This is a genomic window from Ornithinibacillus bavariensis, assembly GCF_018333235.1.
Lineage (GTDB): Bacteria > Bacillota > Bacilli > Bacillales > Amphibacillaceae > Ornithinibacillus > Ornithinibacillus bavariensis.
Genome location: NZ_BORP01000005.1, coordinates 143,445 through 160,745, shown reverse-complemented (window position 1 = coordinate 160,745; position 17,301 = coordinate 143,445). Strand labels below are relative to the sequence as shown.

At 33.1% G+C, this 17,301-nt stretch carries 20 protein-coding genes and 1 riboswitch; of the genes, 14 read left to right on the top strand and 6 right to left on the bottom strand.

Annotated features, from left to right (window positions below):
* Window positions 1-264: 264 nt before the first annotated feature.
* On the top strand, window positions 265-927 hold the full coding sequence (locus KI338_RS13080; protein ID WP_212921589.1) for a class I SAM-dependent methyltransferase: 663 nt from the start codon (window positions 265-267) through the stop codon (window positions 925-927).
* 282 nt (window positions 928-1,209) lie between these two features.
* Window positions 1,210-1,470 (top strand): MazG nucleotide pyrophosphohydrolase domain-containing protein, encoded by a 261-nt coding sequence (locus tag KI338_RS13075; protein WP_244853619.1) that lies wholly within the window; start codon window positions 1,210-1,212, stop codon window positions 1,468-1,470.
* 301 nt (window positions 1,471-1,771) lie between these two features.
* On the opposite strand, the gene KI338_RS13070 is transcribed toward KI338_RS13075, so the two are convergent.
* On the bottom strand, window positions 1,772-2,290 hold the full coding sequence (locus tag KI338_RS13070) for a hypothetical protein (protein WP_212921453.1): 519 nt from the start codon (window positions 2,288-2,290) through the stop codon (window positions 1,772-1,774).
* Window positions 2,291-2,564: 274 nt separating this feature from the next.
* On the opposite strand from KI338_RS13070, the gene KI338_RS13065 reads away from it, so the two are divergent.
* Complete coding sequence (locus KI338_RS13065; RefSeq protein WP_212921452.1) at window positions 2,565-3,659, top strand: hypothetical protein; 1,095 nt, start codon at window positions 2,565-2,567, stop codon at window positions 3,657-3,659.
* 56 nt (window positions 3,660-3,715) lie between these two features.
* Here KI338_RS13065 and KI338_RS17865 read toward each other — a convergent pair whose 3' ends face one another.
* From KI338_RS17865 to KI338_RS13055, 3 genes are all read right to left on the bottom strand, one after another.
* Entirely contained in the window at window positions 3,716-3,850 is a 135-nt protein-coding gene (locus KI338_RS17865) for a hypothetical protein (RefSeq protein WP_280530753.1), read from the bottom strand.
* Window positions 3,851-3,886: 36 nt separating this feature from the next.
* Window positions 3,887-5,188, bottom strand: a complete 1,302-nt coding sequence (locus tag KI338_RS13060; protein ID WP_212921451.1) for a helix-turn-helix transcriptional regulator — start codon at window positions 5,186-5,188, stop codon at window positions 3,887-3,889.
* Window positions 5,189-5,316: 128 nt separating this feature from the next.
* Entirely contained in the window at window positions 5,317-5,541 is a 225-nt protein-coding gene (locus KI338_RS13055; RefSeq protein WP_212921450.1) for an endonuclease/exonuclease/phosphatase family protein, read from the bottom strand.
* 341 nt (window positions 5,542-5,882) lie between these two features.
* Here KI338_RS13055 and KI338_RS13050 point away from each other — a divergent pair, with 341 nt between their 5' ends.
* The 11 genes from KI338_RS13050 to KI338_RS13000 all read left to right on the top strand — a co-directional run bounded on the left by KI338_RS13050 (window position 5,883) and on the right by KI338_RS13000 (window position 15,491).
* Window positions 5,883-6,191: a hypothetical protein gene (locus KI338_RS13050; protein ID WP_212921449.1), complete on the top strand. Its 309-nt coding sequence runs from the start codon at window positions 5,883-5,885 to the stop codon at window positions 6,189-6,191.
* A 317-nt stretch (window positions 6,192-6,508) separates the two neighbouring features.
* Window positions 6,509-6,904 carry a hypothetical protein gene (locus KI338_RS13045; RefSeq protein WP_212921448.1) on the top strand — a complete coding sequence of 132 codons (396 nt, stop codon included), beginning with the start codon at window positions 6,509-6,511 and terminating at the stop codon, window positions 6,902-6,904.
* 132 nt (window positions 6,905-7,036) lie between these two features.
* Entirely contained in the window at window positions 7,037-7,219 is a 183-nt protein-coding gene (locus tag KI338_RS13040; protein WP_212921447.1) for a hypothetical protein, read from the top strand.
* A gap of 343 nt (window positions 7,220-7,562) precedes the next feature.
* Window positions 7,563-8,591: an RNA polymerase sigma factor gene (locus KI338_RS13035; protein ID WP_212921446.1), complete on the top strand. Its 1,029-nt coding sequence runs from the start codon at window positions 7,563-7,565 to the stop codon at window positions 8,589-8,591.
* A 90-nt stretch (window positions 8,592-8,681) separates the two neighbouring features.
* Entirely contained in the window at window positions 8,682-9,056 is a 375-nt protein-coding gene (locus KI338_RS13030; RefSeq protein WP_212921445.1) for a VOC family protein, read from the top strand.
* A gap of 346 nt (window positions 9,057-9,402) precedes the next feature.
* Window positions 9,403-10,758, top strand: a complete 1,356-nt coding sequence (locus tag KI338_RS13025; protein WP_212921444.1) for an AraC family transcriptional regulator — start codon at window positions 9,403-9,405, stop codon at window positions 10,756-10,758.
* Window positions 10,751-11,335, top strand: a complete 585-nt coding sequence (locus tag KI338_RS13020) for a GyrI-like domain-containing protein (RefSeq protein ID WP_212921443.1) — start codon at window positions 10,751-10,753, stop codon at window positions 11,333-11,335. The genes KI338_RS13025 and KI338_RS13020 overlap by 8 nt, the downstream gene beginning before the upstream one ends.
* Before the next feature lie 61 nt (window positions 11,336-11,396).
* A complete protein-coding gene (locus KI338_RS13015; RefSeq protein WP_212921442.1) occupies window positions 11,397-11,876 on the top strand; it encodes a GyrI-like domain-containing protein in 480 nt (159 codons plus the stop codon).
* 570 nt (window positions 11,877-12,446) lie between these two features.
* Window positions 12,447-13,436, top strand: coding sequence for a tRNA dihydrouridine synthase (locus KI338_RS13010; protein ID WP_212921441.1), 990 nt, complete (start codon window positions 12,447-12,449; stop codon window positions 13,434-13,436).
* Between the two features lie 290 nt (window positions 13,437-13,726).
* Window positions 13,727-14,641, top strand: a complete 915-nt coding sequence (locus KI338_RS13005) for a WD40/YVTN/BNR-like repeat-containing protein (protein WP_212921440.1) — start codon at window positions 13,727-13,729, stop codon at window positions 14,639-14,641.
* Window positions 14,631-15,491 (top strand): hypothetical protein, encoded by an 861-nt coding sequence (locus KI338_RS13000; RefSeq protein ID WP_212921439.1) that lies wholly within the window; start codon window positions 14,631-14,633, stop codon window positions 15,489-15,491. Before KI338_RS13005 ends, KI338_RS13000 begins: the two co-directional genes overlap by 11 nt.
* 153 nt (window positions 15,492-15,644) lie before the next feature.
* On the opposite strand, the gene KI338_RS12995 is transcribed toward KI338_RS13000, so the two are convergent.
* Both KI338_RS12995 and KI338_RS12990 read right to left on the bottom strand, forming a co-directional pair.
* On the bottom strand, window positions 15,645-16,208 hold the full coding sequence (locus tag KI338_RS12995; RefSeq protein ID WP_212921438.1) for a DUF4256 domain-containing protein: 564 nt from the start codon (window positions 16,206-16,208) through the stop codon (window positions 15,645-15,647).
* A gap of 50 nt (window positions 16,209-16,258) precedes the next feature.
* On the bottom strand, window positions 16,259-16,876 hold the full coding sequence (locus KI338_RS12990) for a YdeJ family lipoprotein (protein WP_212921437.1): 618 nt from the start codon (window positions 16,874-16,876) through the stop codon (window positions 16,259-16,261).
* A 265-nt stretch (window positions 16,877-17,141) separates the two neighbouring features.
* Window positions 17,142-17,259, top strand: a riboswitch (SAM riboswitch).
* Window positions 17,260-17,301 lie beyond the last annotated feature (42 nt).

Genomic DNA, 17,301 nt, shown 5'->3' with positions numbered 1-17,301 from the left:
ATTCAGATCCGGTTTTCGTGAAAATAAACATTTCCGATTTCCGGGTCTTTTTTATGTTCATCCCTTGTCTTTACTCGGTTTTTTCTTCTTTCCATTACGCAACATAGAAAAAAGGTGAAAAAACAGTTGGAAAAAGAGGGGGGGAAAACGTGCATTTTAGAGCCGGAAAAGTGGGAAAGGAATAAGTAAGTTATTTCAATTAGTTATAGAGTGAACTCTTAGTATATATTTAATATATAAGGAAATTAGGAAGTGGGGATTTTTTTGAATACAGCAGAATCACAGTTTGATAAAGTTGCAGAAGAATACGACTTCGTGAACGCTCTTTTAAATGATTATTCATTCTCTTTGTCTAATATGTTTCCAGAGAAAGGCAGGGCATTAGATATCGGTTGTGGTTCGGGTTTGTTAGTGGAGAAGTTAGCAAGTTATTATGATGAAGTTATAGGGATTGATATTTCTAATGAGATGCTTAATCTTGCCAAATCGAAGCGTCAACTAACAAATACGGTTTATTTAAATATGAATGCAGAACAACTTAATTTTAATGAGAAGTTTGATTTTATTGTAAGTCGAACAACATTTCATCATTTGAATGATATACCCAGCGTGATACAGCAAATGAAGGAACTGTTGAATGAGGAAGGAAGAATAGTTATTCTTGATAATGTATCTGAGGTCGAGACTCCGCCTACCTATGTTTATGTATTAGGAGCAATCCAAGATTTTTTACCCCATTGTTTGAAATTTGGAATGAAAAATGCGATTAGAGTTTTTAAACACAACACTTCTAAATCATGGCTTGAGCATTTAGCCTCAGATAAGTATCTATCTGAACAAGATTATTACGATTTATATGGAAAGTTGTTGCCCGGATGCCAATTCTATAATATGGGTTGGGCAATGGGAGTTGTCTGGATAAAATAAATTAAAGCTGTGGCTTTTAAATAATAAATTTGTGATTACTCTCACTTAAACTATCAGGAGTGTTAATCCAAGAAGGATTAACCGCCTTTTTTGTACAATTTATTCGATTGATAGGCAGAAGCGTTTAAATAATATCAGCTTCATTAGGGATGATGCTTAATTTTGTAGGGGGAGTATTAAAATGGGAAAATACAAAGAAAATACGAAGCAATTAACATTATATGAGTTACAGAGCTACCTAGCTCTAAAATACAAAATGGACGCACTTCGTCTGCTTTGTTTATGAAATTAGTAGAAGAGATTGGTGAGGTAGCAGAGGTACTAAACCAGTTAGAAGGGCGAAAGGAAAATACAGGAAATACTTCTTTAGAAAATGAGCTAGTTGATGTTATCCATTACGCTGTGGCCATTGCAAGCATAAATCATATTGATCTAACAACGTCCATTATTAAAAAAGATAAGCAAGCTGCAATTAAATATAATCAATCTCCAAATTTAGAAGAGTTTTTAGATGAATCTAAAGACCATGAAAATCATATATAAAAAGTGCTAATAAAAATAGAAGATCATTCCTTGTTTTAATATGCATTGTCGCACATTGAAATATAAAAAGTCCTATCATCTTTTGCCTAACTGTAGCATAGAATTGTTGCTACAGTTAGGCAAAAGTAGGGGCTATATTTTTAGTCAAGGATGAAAAGGTATGTAGTGTATGAATTCTTCTCTATAATGAAGGAAGGGGCAGCCCTCATATCTATAGGCCGAATACTGTATGAATTTTATAAAGTTATCTTTCTTTTATATTAAAGATACCCTGCGTCGATTCGCAAGGTATCTTTGCTTTTTAATAATTGTTCAATAAACATTCTAACTCTGAATGTACTTGATTCCAACTCCTGTTAATCCCTATCATTTCACAGGAATTAATAGCATTGGTGAGTTTTATAATCCTCTCTTTCGTTTCATTGTTTATACTATCTTCTGAAGTATCGTTAACGATGATCTGTATTATTTTTTGTAAGTTCCAAAGTTGTGTAAGTGTTTCTTCAGGAATTACTTCTGTTCCAAGATAATCGACATTAAATAACCCTTTATCAAGATTGTTAAAAAGAAAAGTGAGTTCTTCATGTAATCCCTGTTTATCCCAATCAACTAGTTCGATTGGTCCTGTTCCAATGTAATTTAGAATAGCTTCCAAAGGGGTTTCAACTTCTAATTCATATAAATATAAACTTACTTTATCAAATTCTTCTTTTTTATCAGTATACTTCCCATATGCTACAAGACAAAGAATCAAGAGAAATAAAGTGATAGAAGCTAAAATATAAATCAAACTCCTATACTTAAATGATTTTGTTTTCATAAATCACTTCCCTACCTCCTCTTTATTACTAATCATTTTAATATAAACTAGGAATCTAGTATAACATATCTAATCATTTTAAAAGTTGCGCAAATTGACCTAAAGTCGCGTTATTATCTAGTCAAATTGTACCGATTTGTTAAATCTGAACATTGCGAAAAATATGTATAATAAAATTAGGGACAGGAAATTTCAAAACTTCAGGAAAGGGGTGAGTAAAGAATTTCATAACGGAAATTTACTGTTTCTATAATTTAAAAAGGAGTTGCAAAGGATGAAGAAAATACTAAGTAAAACTTTACAGTTAAGTGTCATATTAACGCTATTAGTCACTATGATTGGACCCGCTGTCAGTTTAGCAGATTCCACATCTGTAAAAGACGAATTAAAAGAATATAAAATTACAGAAGCATTCGTAACGGAAACTCTTGAAAAAAATAAAGAAGGCTTATGGGAAAAAGTTGGGTATAATAAAGTAAACTCAACTACCGAAACGATTCGTAATGGTAATCAAGTTCAAACTATACTTTATATGATCGAAGACCACTATGATTTAGATGGGAATTTCTTAAAGAGTACCATCAAGCACGAAGAATTTATTAACGATTTATCGACTGGAAAAGCACTGGAAAAGAAGAATAAAATCGAACTGGATAAACCATCAACACAATTAATAGAGAATTTAAGCATGGACCAACCCATTATTACATTAAGCGCGAATCAGGAAGATTCGTTATCGAAGTACCTGAGCCAACAAGTAAGTCAATTACAAGAAGTAGATTATAAAGAAACTGAAGGTTACACCCAAGAACATCTAGATAATTTAGTTAAGATGGCAAAGGAAGTAATGGCGCAACTTGAAGAAGACAACCATTTGACTGCTGCTAACGGTGCATACGATAATTATTATAATACGAATAATTTTAATGGTAATTTTACCGTTCAGGCTTTAAGTTATGCTCCTCAGAGATACCTACAGGTTACCGGAAATTCTATTGGTAACCGAAAAAACGCAGATGGCCTCACACAATTCCAACGAAATATTGATAACTATAAAGAATATATTATCCGACATATGATGGCGGAAACTTATGCTGAGGTAGGTTCTTGGTGGCAACTATTAACTTTAATGATAACGTTTGCTGCAGGATTTTCTGGACCTCCGGGATGGGTAATGTTTGTATCTCAAAGTGTAGCTGCTTTTGATATATTCCGAAATATGACATCTTTCTCTTATGCAACACAAGCAAGACTAAGTTATAGTAGAACGGCAGCACAGTACCTAGATAATGCTACAGAAATGTTGGTTTGGACTGGTAAACATTTCGATCTGAACAACGTAAAAGTCACCTCTGTTTTAGGTTACTAAACTAATAAAACCCCTGAGGCTATTAAATAATCTAATAGACTTAAGGGTTTTATTAGTTATTCTCCTTTATCATAGTCAATATCCATTGGACCTGGATCTTCTTCAAAGATGGATGCTTCTATATAAGGATTCGGACTCAGAAGAAAGTATATCCCTAACATCAATGCTAACGTTAATAATATTTTTTTCATTAATGTCCCTCCCCTCTATATTATTCAACCATATATTTAGAAATATTTGGTTTTTCTCTGAATACGTGGATTGTTACCAGATAAGTTCCCCTTATTAGTATATAATATGGATTTATAAACCTTAGCAGCTTTTTTATAGTGGTGATATTTTTCAAACAATTTAGCTAACGTCTCACCGTAATGAATAATAGCATCTTGGAAATTTCTTTTAACTAACTCTTCAAATATTTGTTCCAATTCTATTATTTCTTCTAGAGAAAGAATATCTTCTAGTATAATCAAACTCATAAAATCTAATTGTAATGAGAGATTAACAGGTCTACTAGCAGTTCTTAAACCTAATGACTTTATCAATAATTTTTTAGATTTACTAGAATTCCCTAAAAGATGATGACAATGTACTAAATTAATCAATGTAAGTAGTTGTTCATTATCCTTTTTATATATTAAGCTTTTCGAATAATAATTTATTGCCTTTTCGTATTCACCGATTCTTTGATAGCAATAACCAATATTGTTTTCTATCATTCCAAGATAAGTGTCATGATATTTTTCGGGTAAATAGTTTAGTAACCGTTTTGCTTTTAAATAGGAACGCAAGGAATCGCTCCAATTCCCAGTATTATTAAAACTAATTCCCAATAGAATTTGACAATCAATCGCTAATTCTAGATAATAGTTATCAAGGAACAGCCTTAAAGCTTTTTCTGCGTAATATCTACTTTTATCGTATATGTATAGATTTTTATAATTAAGAGCTAAATTATAATAAAAAGCACCTACCTCATAGTCTTTTCCTAAAGATTCAAAACCATCTGTGTTGGAAGCTTTTATTCCAATTCTCAACGCTTCTGAATACTCTTTTACTCTAAAGTGGTATAATAAAAGCACATTAACATATAAGAAGTAATTTCTGTTGTTTTCTGCGGGTATGCTTAACTTTCTAAGACTATTAATCTTATTAAGTGATAATTCAATATCCTGAGTCAATATTAGATATCTACAATAAGTAATTTCGAATTTAATAAGAATATCCGGACTAGAAATCATACATAATCCTTTAAGTTCCTCAATATTTTCCTTGGACTCTTTTTGGAAGAACATGTCTTTATACCATTCTTCTAATCGTTGATCCAAATTACAATTATCCTGTATTATTTTTTCATATGATAAGTCTAGCCTTTCAAACAATAGACTATAAATTTCATCATCAGCTTCAATTAGGTTATTCTCTATCCTGCTTAAATAAGAAGGCGTACATATTCCCATACATAAGTCAGTTTGTGTCTTTTTCTTTTGAGTCCGATAGTATTTTAATAGAACACCTATTCCAGACACACTATCCCTCGCTCTCTAATATTTCCTGACTATTCATATTATAACAAATATATTATTTTTTCTAACAAATTTATTAAATTTTGTAACATTACGCTAGAAAGATTGTTGAAGTTCTTACCGATTCCTAGTTAGATAACGCTTTTTATAATTTTGTACTTTCTCCATACAATATTAAAGTCATTATCGTTATTTCTAAATTCTGTTAATACTACTACATCTGCATTGTGAAAGATAAGTGATTGAATAATTTTGTCTAGTGTATACTTTGTTCCTCCATGTCTAATATTCCATGTCAAAATCTTAAGTTTATTTTTGTCAGTGATTTTATTATCTATAGAGCTTTGAATCATCATTAATCCCTCCTAATTTCAAAACTAACATAACTAAATTATACATGCTATTTTAGGAAGCAACTAAGGAACATCTTGTTAGAGAAATAGAAGTAAAAGCGTTGAACTGGTATAAGAAAAACGGGAAACATTCTATTAATGCTGATTAATTACTGTTACTATTAAGCTATCAGGTGTGATAGTGAAATAAAGGATCATCAAGTGTGATGGTCTTTATTTTTATGTTTGTTTTGAATATTATGTTAATATTTAATTATTAAGATGTTGTGTTAACGGGGGAGTTAGGACAAAGAACAAGAAAATTTCAAAGAAATATTTTTTTATATAGAGTGGGGGATAATAATGTGAAAAAAAACATAATAATTAAGTTGTTAAGTGTGTTAGTGATTGTGTTGGTTTTTACTAGTTCCCATTTTTATAAAGAAGCGAAGAGAATGAAGGTTGAGGTGGGTTATGATTATTTACTGTTAATTCAGGATACACGTTATTCGGTTAGAGATATGCTTTCGATTATGCAGGAGGCGCTTCAAACAGAGCATGGCTTGGATTTAATAGGATCCTTTAGAATTGAAACAATTAATAAGCAAAGTCAATTTGACCATTTTAGGCTTCCTATTTCAGAAGTGGGAGAAATGTATTTCGAGGTCTATTGATAAGGCATTACAAGAGGAGAAAGTTTCCGATGAGGATGTAGAAATCTACAAGAATCGGCTAAACAAAATTAGTTATATTATGAGGATCTTGAGCACTTTAGGGGTTCAATGCGTGACTTATATGATACGTTTCATGGTAAAGATAACCCTGAAATATCGGAAAAGATTAAACAACGATTAGAAGCAGCTAACTATTAATAGAAATAGAATGTGAATTTATACGTAAAGTAACAGTTACTTATGAAGATAAATCGAAATATTCTGTTAGCCAAAAAAGGTAAGAAATTAAAGGTTGTGAAGACGTGGTGGGAAAGGTAATGAGTAAAAGTATTTTTCTCGTTTTGTTGTTAACTATGTTGGCAGGATGCAACAATAACATCGACTTCGATCAACTTTCGTATTCAACAGGTACTTATAAAGAAGGAGATACATCCTATTTCGTGTTAAATATCCATCCAAAAGATTCTATGACACTTGAATTAGTTGAATTGCCAGTCTATCAAGATGTTGAAGTGGAAGTGATGGAATATACTACGATACAAGCCCCAGAAGGTTGGGAGACGAGCAAGAGGTTAAGTTTTCCGGTTGAAATAAATGAAGATAAGTCAGTAACGGTTGTATTTATATCTAAGGATTCTGCAGTGGATTTAACGGAAAATGAAGATGCTTATCTAACAATTAATGGGGAGTTTTTTGAGATAACGAATGAATAGCTTTTTTAAACTATTTAGAACAACTCTAAAACATGATTATTTTACTCCTAATAAGTGTTCTATTTGTCAACCAAACTTTAATTAATTAATCATGATTCAGTGTTACTAAATAAGAAGATATGGAGGAATAGTATGCTTAATAGAATCTCTATGTTTGTTTTAATAATATTACTTATTAGTTTGGGCATGTTTATTTTTGTTTTAACCTCTGGTTATACCTCTGAATATCTATTAGGATATGGAATCCCAACATCGATTTTTAGTGGCTTTGCATTGATAGCTTTTGTCCTATCAACAAAGAACAAGGACAGATAAGCGAAAGAGAATCCTTTGTAAATCTATTGTTAGTTTTAATATGACCTTAATTAATAGTCCGATACAGTGTAACCTTTATCGTTTTTCTTTCAATTATGCTTTAACAATATAAATCAATATCTTTTCAATAGTTGTTTCATTACTGAAATCAATCAAGAACCGTGGACGTATCACAGGTATGCTTCCTCGGTTCTTTTTTCTTATCAATTTTTTTTGAAAGGAACTATAAGTAGTATTATCTGAAAGTAAGTATTTATCTTTGATAGTAAGCTATTCGGGTTGGATTTTATATCAGTATCAGTTTACTTAGACTCTTATGTTAATATAAAAGAGTTGTGAAACCATGTACGTAATCGAACAGGGCAGTTTTTTCAAAGATGGAGATACAAAATTAATATCTAAGCAGGTGAGAAATTTGAGAATCGATAACCTAAATAATCTAAGTGATAATTTAAGAAATTTAGAAAAGGACTTTAAAGAAAAAATTGAACCATATCGGTCAGATTTGTGGAGATATTGTTATAGTTTAACGCGTAATCCTTGGGATGCAGAAGATTTAGTTCAAGATACATTGTTGAAGTCCTTTTCAGTAATAGCAAAATTATATCAGCCAGTAAAAACGAAATCATATTTATTTAAAATTGCAACAAACCTATATATAGATCAAAGAAGAAGAGAAAGAATCATAAGTTTCTCAGGTAATGAAGAATCTTTAAAGAATGTGCCTTATGAAGGTGAGTTCCAACTGTTCGAAAACATTGATTTCTTGGTGTCAAATCTTACTCCTATGCAGTATGTTGTACTGATATTATCAGATGCTTTTAAATATAAAGGAAAAGAAGTTGCAGAGATTATTGGAACGACTGAAGGAGCAATACACACAAATTTAAGTAGAGCAAGAGAAAAACTGCGGAAAGGAGAGAAAAATGAAACACAAAAGGTTAAAACGAACACAAAGGATATTGCGTTTAATAAAGCAATAGAAATTTTACTGGAAGGGTTTAGAAGAAAAGATCCAAAATTAATTTCATCTATATTAGATGAAAATATAGTTACTGACATTACTCACTCTGGCATTGAATTGGGATCTGATGAAACGAAGAAAAACTCTCTAAAGGATTGGCACGAGATTGTAAAAAATCAACATATTATTGTATCTGAATACAAAATGCTATGGGGTCGCCCAGTAGTTATTGAATTAGAAATGAAACACGATAATCAGCTTTACTTGAATAACGTTCATTACATAGAGACAGCAGATGATAAAATAACATATTGGAAATTTTACTGTTTTTCTTGGGATATTATGAGATTGGTTGCTAAAGAGTTAAAGGTAAATTTAAATGCAGAATATTTTTATCATATTTTTTAATAACATATGTAAGGTTTTCATTAATTCATTCGTTGTATAAGTATAGATTCCGTAAAAGGGATTAATAAACTATACAAGGAGAGATAAAAGATGAATAGCCCAATTAGAAATAAGATGAACACAGTTTTTGTCCATGTAAGTGATTTAGAAAGGTCTGTCAAATGGTACAGTCGATTGCTCAATCAAGAGATAGACTTAACAAAAGTTTCAAGACCAGTTCATAATTTACAAATGAATCAATACACTGGACTTACTTTGGATGCAGGTCCTTTAGACGCAACTAAAAAAATAAGTCCGTCACCACATCCACTGTTTAACTTTTATACGGATGACATTCAAAAGTCCTTTGAATATATAATAGGGTTAGGCTATCAAATAGAATCCGATATTATTGAATTTGATGATTTTGCTTTCTTTAATATTAGTGATCCTGATAAAAATGTTGTAATGATTTGTAATGGTTAGTTACTTTATGGAAAAGGTGGATATTTTAAAATAAGGCATTATCTATTATCTCTTTAACTAGAAGGTACTTTTCTTACTAAGGAGAGTACCTTCTTTGTTCGATGATCGGAACAGAGGATATTTTTAAGGTGGTTACTTTACTGTGATTTATTATTTTACAATTCTTCTGAGTTAATCTCTGAGGAAAATAATATTTAGATATCTTTGTTAAAATTCGTGAACGAGTGTACTATAATTTGATAAAAATGGACAAAAGTATAATTTAATTGTTTGTTATAGTAACAGTAAGGAAATAATTCCTTAATCATCTATCCAACGTATGTTTTTTCTAGAAAGGTGGTGAATAATGAATTACATAGAAAGTGTTCAGGCAGCAATTGATTTTATAGAAGAACATATGGAGGACAAAGTGGAATTAGAAGAAGTAGCAAAGGTAGCCTCAATGTCACTTCCACATTTATATCGGATGTTTTATTCTCTTACTGGACATCCAGTCAAAGACTACATGCGTAAAAGAATAATTAGCATTGCTTCAGAACATCTGAAAAACTCAAACAATACAGTCCTAGATATTGCTTTGGCATGTGGTTTTGAATCACAAGCATCTTTTTCGAAGTCATTCAAAAAAATAGTAGGTGTTACGCCAAAGGTATATAAAGAATCGGATATATATTATTGCTTTGAATATATTAATCTATTCGAAAAGGTAAATTACCTCGAGGGGCGCGATTTGTTTGATAGATATCCGGATGTCAAGGTACTCCGTCTAAAGGATATGACTGTATTCAGCTATAAACATAAAGCCAATTGTATCGAAGGAATTGAAAAGGATGCATTTAATATTGTTCAAAGTTTAATACAAAAATCGCATATGAACAATAAGAAAATTAGATATTTTGGACGGAATATAGACTCGGAGTACCATGGGAATTCAGAATATTCCACCGAGGTTTTCGCCTATGAAATGCTGGTTCCTGTGGAAGAATCTATTTATGATTCAATAGAAGGAATGGAAATAAAAAATATTCAAGGTGGGCTGTATGCGGTTGGATCAATATCAGCAGAATGTGAACAAAATATAATTTCATTATGGAATCGACTGTATTCTGAATGGCTACCGAAAAGTCAGTTTACAGAAGGGGCGCACACCTATCTAGAAGAGTACATTACTTTTAACAAAAAGCTTGTACGTATGAAATTATATCTGCCAATAGAACGTCAGCTGAAACCAGAGATGGCTAAAGTAGAAGAGGTAGAGCCATTTTGGGTTGCTTATAGTAAAAGTTATGGGGAAAGTGCCCAAGCGGATGCTGATAATACTCTATCAAAATGGTTAGAAACAGATTTACCAATTGACTTTGCTAATTGTCAGTTATATTTATCCTACAATTATGGAAACGAAAACGATCGTGAAAACTGGTGTGAATATGGTATAACCACCTTGTCAAGGCTTGATAGCATTAGCGATTCTACTATTGATAAAAAGATGTTGGGCGGTGGATTATTCGCTACAATTGAAACGAAGTCCTACGGATCATTAATGGGAGTTTTGGAAATCATCCATCGTTGGATTGTATCAGAAGAAAAATATATCATTGATGATTCAAGACAGTGGTTTGCACTATATCACACTTCCATAAACAAAGAGATTACAGTTCGTTGCTATATACCTATAATAGAAAGGAGCAAATGGTATGAGTGAAGCGATACCTCTTGAAAATCTCTTACCTATTGAAGATTTTAAACCCCAACCAAAACCACGTTCATTAAAGGTTCTATTAGGTAAAAGCGAAAACAGGAAAACCGAACATAACTATTTTATTAAGGATTTAGAAGAAATACGATTAGTAGGTTTTCGTGTTTTATGTGAAGGAGATAAATATCAAGAAGAAATACCGAAAGCAGCCAATTTGCTACATAGAAGAACTGATGAGATTAAGCATGTATTGAATTCTGGAAAGCAAATAGGTGCTTTTATAGTAGAGGAGTTTCCATCGGAAAAAGACGGTTATTGGGTTAGTGTTCAAGTATCTAAATACGAAGATATTCCTAAAGATATGGTCTCATTAACAGTACCTCCACAAAAATACGCAATTACATTACACCAAGGACATAAACACTTAATAAGGAAAAGTCACGAAAGGTTGCAGGAATGGTTGATTCGTAAAAGAATAAAAAGTGCCAATGATTGTTGGAATCTTGAATTCTATCAACAATTCGAAATCAATGAAAACGTCCCTGATGATCTTGAAGTAGTATTGTACAATTCGATTTATTAACTGTTGCACGTATGCTTAATAGTAAAAATAACAGAAATTAAGAAGAAGGGATGTCTATTATATGTCAAAGAATAGTATTGACGAAAAGGCAATTAAGGAATTAGGAGAAATCCGATTAGTAGGATTTCGTGTCGTTTGTGAAGGAAATAAATATCAAGAAGAAATCTCAAAAGCAGCAGCTTTACTTAAGGAAAGAACTACGGAAATTAAAAACGTATTACATTCAGGTAGGCAAGTAGGTGCTTTTGTAGTTGATGCATCAACTGATGATCAAGATGGCTACTGGGTTTGTGTACAAGTATCTGAATATAGCGATATCCCTAATGATATGGTTACCCTTACTGTTCCACCACAAAGATACGCTACTACCATGCACAATGGACCAATTTACTCAATCATGAATAGTTATGAGAAGTTACATCAATGGATAGCTGACAAAGGTTTACAGCGTGCACGTGAAAATTGGAGTTTAGAATTTTATCATCGATTAGAAAATGCACCTGAAGATGTTCAAGTGGAATTATGTGATTCTATTTACTAATCGGTACTGAGTAAAAAAAATGTTAATTATTGATGCCACGAAGCCGCATTCTTCCGTAGAGAAATGCGGCTTATTCAAAAAGTTCTTTGCTTTCAAATCATGAAGGCATAGCGATAGTATTTGTTTAATATAGTTATTTACGTTTACTCCACAATCGCGCCAATAGTTTAACAATGTTCTTCTCCATTTGTAATTAATATCAGTTCTTATATTTGTTTATCCACTATAAATTCTGAATACTCTCCTTAAATATTTCATAAAACAACGTATGGAAAACCAAAGCTATAAGCCATAGCATGAGATGGACTTAATTATCGTAACGAAATAGGCGAGACAAGATTTAAGATAATCACCATTTCCATATAACCTTTCTTTCCAATCTACCTTCATTAACTATCAATTTTCTTTGGAACATTTCATTCTTTCTATTAAAAAGTAAAATGTTCCAAATTTACGATAGTTGATAAAAAGTGCTTAAGCATGGTATAAGTGTAAGAGGCAGAGATATCTTTGCTTTTTTATTTTTGGGAAAAGTAATAATTCCCATAATGAGAGGATTGGAATTTAATTATGACAGATAATTTTTGGCGTGATTTACCACGACCGTTTTTTATACTTGCACCAATGGAAGATGTGACGGATGTTGTTTTTCGTCATGTAATTAGCGAAGCAGCGAGACCAGATGTGTTTTTTACAGAGTTTACAAACACGGAGAGCTATTGTCACCCAGATGGCCAGCAAAGTGTACGTGGGCGCTTAACATTTACAGAGGATGAACAACCGATTGTTGCCCATATTTGGGGAGACAAGCCCGAATATTTTCGCCAAATGAGTATTGGGATGGCAGAATTAGGGTTTAAGGGTTTGGATATCAATATGGGCTGCCCTGCACCAAACGTGGCACCAAAAGGAAAGGGATGTGGTCTTATACGGCGTCCAGAGGTTGCCGCAGAATTAATCCAAGCAGCAAAAGCGGGAGGATTGCCTGTTAGTGTTAAGACAAGACTTGGTTATACGGAAGTAGACGAATGGCGTGACTGGTTAACACATGTATTGAAGCAAGACATCGTAAATCTTTCCATACATTTGCGTACAAAAAAGGAAATGAGTAATGTTGATGCTCATTGGGAGCTCATTCCAGAGATTAAGAAGCTTCGGGATGAGGTGGCACCTGATACACTTTTGACAATCAATGGCGATATTCCTGACCGTCAAACTGGCCTAAAACTTGTTGATCAATATGGTGTAGATGGTGTTATGATTGGGCGTGGTGTATTTAAAAATCCGTTTGCCTTTGAAAAAGAGAAGAAAGAACATAGTAGTGAGGAATTACTAGATCTCTTAAGATTGCAGCTTGATTTACATGATAAATATTCCAAAGAATATGAACCACGTCCATTTAGACCTCTACGTCGCTTCTTTAAGATATATGTCCGGGGATTTAGAGGGGCAAGTGAATTACGAAATGATTTAATGGCGACAGAGTCAACGGATGAAGTTCGTGAGATGCTTACTAATTTTATGATTAAAAATAATCATGAAACAGGGGAAATTTCTTAATTCAATGCTAGTATAAAATTGAAAAAGGTATTAGAAAAAGGGATTCAATTGAATCCCTTTTTCTATTTGTTTTGAAGGGCTGTAGCATTGTGAATTTCTCTTATTAAGTGTGTAAACTTATTTCTGCTTGTGATAACATTAATGTTAATAAAAAGTATCCTATAGTTATCTGACATGGATGGGAGCAAGACACTTAGGATCATCGATAGATAAATCCAGTATGGTTACTTTATAGATTTGTAGAGAGCCAGCAAAATATAGGAAAATAGAAATAAAAAGGAGTTCCATTCATGAGAAATTACCTTTTAATACTATCAGTTCTTATGGTAACTGCAATCATCGTAGGAACATATTATTATCAGAATCTAGAACACAACTACACGCTTCCACAACTAAATCTACGAAATAACCTCCAAGAAGAGACACCTAATGAGATAGAAAATACGCCATTACAACCTGTTAATGATGACCCAATTAGTTATAGTTTACAAAATGATGAACTAACTATTACATACAATAAGGGGAAGGATTGGATAAAAGTCCCAGTGGATAAAAATTTATTGTTCAATGGAGAGTATCAAGGGAACAAACAGGAATTGATTGAAGGTAGCTATGTTTTATCGGAAGAGCGTTTAGCATTTCTATATAAGCAAGTTGGGCTAAACATGAAATATACTACTGATCAGGGGAATACATGGCAAGATAGTGTAATAGCTGAGGAATTTCCAGAGCTTCGTTTTCGAAAGATTGCGTTTCTAAATGATAGCTTTGGATATGTAATCGTATCAGGTGATCGTACAATGTCTCAAGAGTATTCAACAGTATTCCTAACCTTCGATAGTGGTAAAACCTGGACGAAAACTGAAGATCCTCCAACTACTAGGATGATTGCATTCGGTAGCTTTGTGGATGAGAAGACAGGGTTTCTATCCTATGGAACCATTAATCCAGAAGCACCAGATGTCTATGTGACACAGGATGGAGGAAAGGTTTGGAGGCATGCTCGTTTAAGTATTCCCGCTCCGTACGGAAAAGTGTTTGTTCAAGCGGAAGCTCCATTTATTGAGGAAGACCACCTGGCTGTTCTAGTAAATCAAGGGCCAAATGGTGATTATGAAGGTGGATTAGTAAAAGGAAAATTTATTTCAAAGGATAATGGTCTAACATGGGAGTTTTTGCAGGAGGTAGAACCGGATGAAGGATAGGGCAAAATGGAAAAAAATAGTCGGCTGGACGCTTTTTCTAATTGCAATCGGATTTTTTTGCTTACAAATGGGATTCCTCTTTTTACATGTGCGCTATCAAGTGGAGTATATTGATAACCGTATATTTTATATGATTAATCTTTTATTTGTCGTTTTTTTAGCGGTAGCGCTGCTAGTTTTACTTAAACTGAAAAATAGCCATCAAGTTATTATTGCTAGTATTGGAGTTATCTTCTTTCTTACGAATATTGTCCTACTTGAAAATAGCAATCAACAAATTAGAAATATAACAAGCATATCACCAAGCTTGAGTAAAATATTCTCGGTAAAGGAAAATGTCCAAAGTGGGGAAGCAATCTATTATCGCCCGTATTATGGTATTCTCGCTCGTCCTAAAGAAGTCTTGGAAAATAAGATAAATGGAAACAATAAAGTAAAGTGGCTGGCTAAGGATATAGCAGTTCTAACCTATAAGGATAAAAATGGTGACATTCAACAATTTGTAGGGACGTATGGCGATCGTAAGGGCGGATTATCCTATTATTACGTAGGAGCAGAGATACACGGTGTTTGGCAAGGAGATAATGTCACAGTGACAAGTGGTCCAGATGGAATAAATGTTACGGTAGGTAATGAATCTGAATTGTTCTCATGGGAGAATTTGGAGCAATTTGGTACACTAGCAATCGTTCTAAAGAAAGATAATGAAGCAGTATGGACAATCGCATTAAAAGAAAACTTTGAGGTTCACTCTGATGCTTCAAAACCTACTGTTGGAAATATTAGTTTATACAAAGCGACAATGGAGGAGAATCAGCCGATAATTCTTAATTATATTGACTCCAATTAAGTACAAGGGGGATGATTTATTTAGCTATTGCTAAACTTAAATCATCCCCCTTTATACAACTGTGAATTTCATTCTTTCTCTAAAACTTTGATAGCTAAACAATGAAATTAAGCTCACCTGTAGTGTTTCTTCTTTATATGACTATCTATTAAATTATACGGTTAATGAACCACGGAACCCTCTAGCACCATAGTATGAATCCGCACCATTGTGATAGACAAAGACATGTTCATAGCGATAATCACAAAAAAGTGCGCCGCCAAGCTTTCTAATTTCAGCAGGTGTTTTTATCCAGCTAGATGTTTTCATATCGAAGTTTCCAAGTTTCTGTAGCTTTCTATATTGGTCTTCCGTTAAGAGTTCAATTCCCATTTCTGTTGCCATGTCCATAGCGCTGTTTTCCGGTTTATGTTTTTTTCTAGCCTCCAGTGCTTCTCTGTCGTAGCAAATACTTCTGCGACCTTTAGGACTTTCAGCAGAACAATCATAAAAAATGTATTCGTCCTTATCCTGATCATAACCAACAACATCAGGTTCACCGCCAGTTCTTTCCATTTCAAATAGGGACCACATTTTACTAGGATTCGCTTCTAGCTTTGCTTGGACTTTTTCCCACTCTATATCTTCATGGCGATTCCTATGTTTCTCAAAACGAGCATTCAATACTCTAAATAATCCTTCCTGCTGTTCTAGTGACAACATCTTTTTATTACTCATATTCGCTTCCTCCTTATCACCTATTTGATCTATGTATGCTTATATTTGGTTTAATTAATAATTTGCTTTCTTATTAGCTCAACGATGTTATCATCTTCAGCTGGATCAATATAAACAAGCTTTGTATTGTTAATAATATCTGTGTAGAAGTCTTCACCAGCAGGATATTGGCCATCCCAGCGAATTGGTACATTGTAAATATTGATCGTTCCATCGCCATTCCCACTATACGTTACAGAACCATCGACTAATCGAGAACCAGCCAACTGAATAACATCCACAGGATAATTAGCACTAGTCTCATCATCAGGATTGAGAGGTGTTCCAGCTGGTATATGTTGGACATATAAATTGTCTATTTCTTGATTTGGACCAAGCTGTAACCAAACTCTTGCATATTCGATTTGTTCATTAGAGTATTCGGATAGTGGGTTGTTTTCTTCCGTATGACCTCCACTTACGTCCCCATTTTCAGAAGTATTGCTATCTGTACCAATCGACGCTACATTGGAGGTGTCAGAAGAATCATTACCGTATGCTTCCCCTACCGTACTTGATGGAATACTTTCCTCTGTATGAACGGTTTCGTTTTTAGTTGGATTATTTGCACATCCTACTAGAATAATGAAAGTGGCGTTGAATAATAGAATTTTAGTTCGTTTTTTCATTTGTTAAATCATTCCTCCATGATGTTTAAACCTTTTAAGGTCTAGTTGTTTATCTTAAATTTACCTACCAACCTTCTACTATAGTGGAAGGTTGGTAGGGTTTATTTATTAATTTTAACATAAAGCTCGAATAACATTAATTCAATCTGTCATAATCATGAAAATAAAATTAATTGTATAGAAAATAATAAAAGGTATTGACAGTATTTCAAATTGGGAATATAGTGATATATAATTCTTGCAAACAATTAAATAGTAACATCACTTCTTATCAAGAGAGATTGAGGGAATAGGCCCAATGAAGTCTCGGCAACAGATTCATGAAAATGAACACTGTGCCAAATCCTACAAATGCAACCCATATTGCATTTGAAAGATGAGAACGGAGATGGTTTTAATTTATAAAGCCTTCTAATTTCTCTATT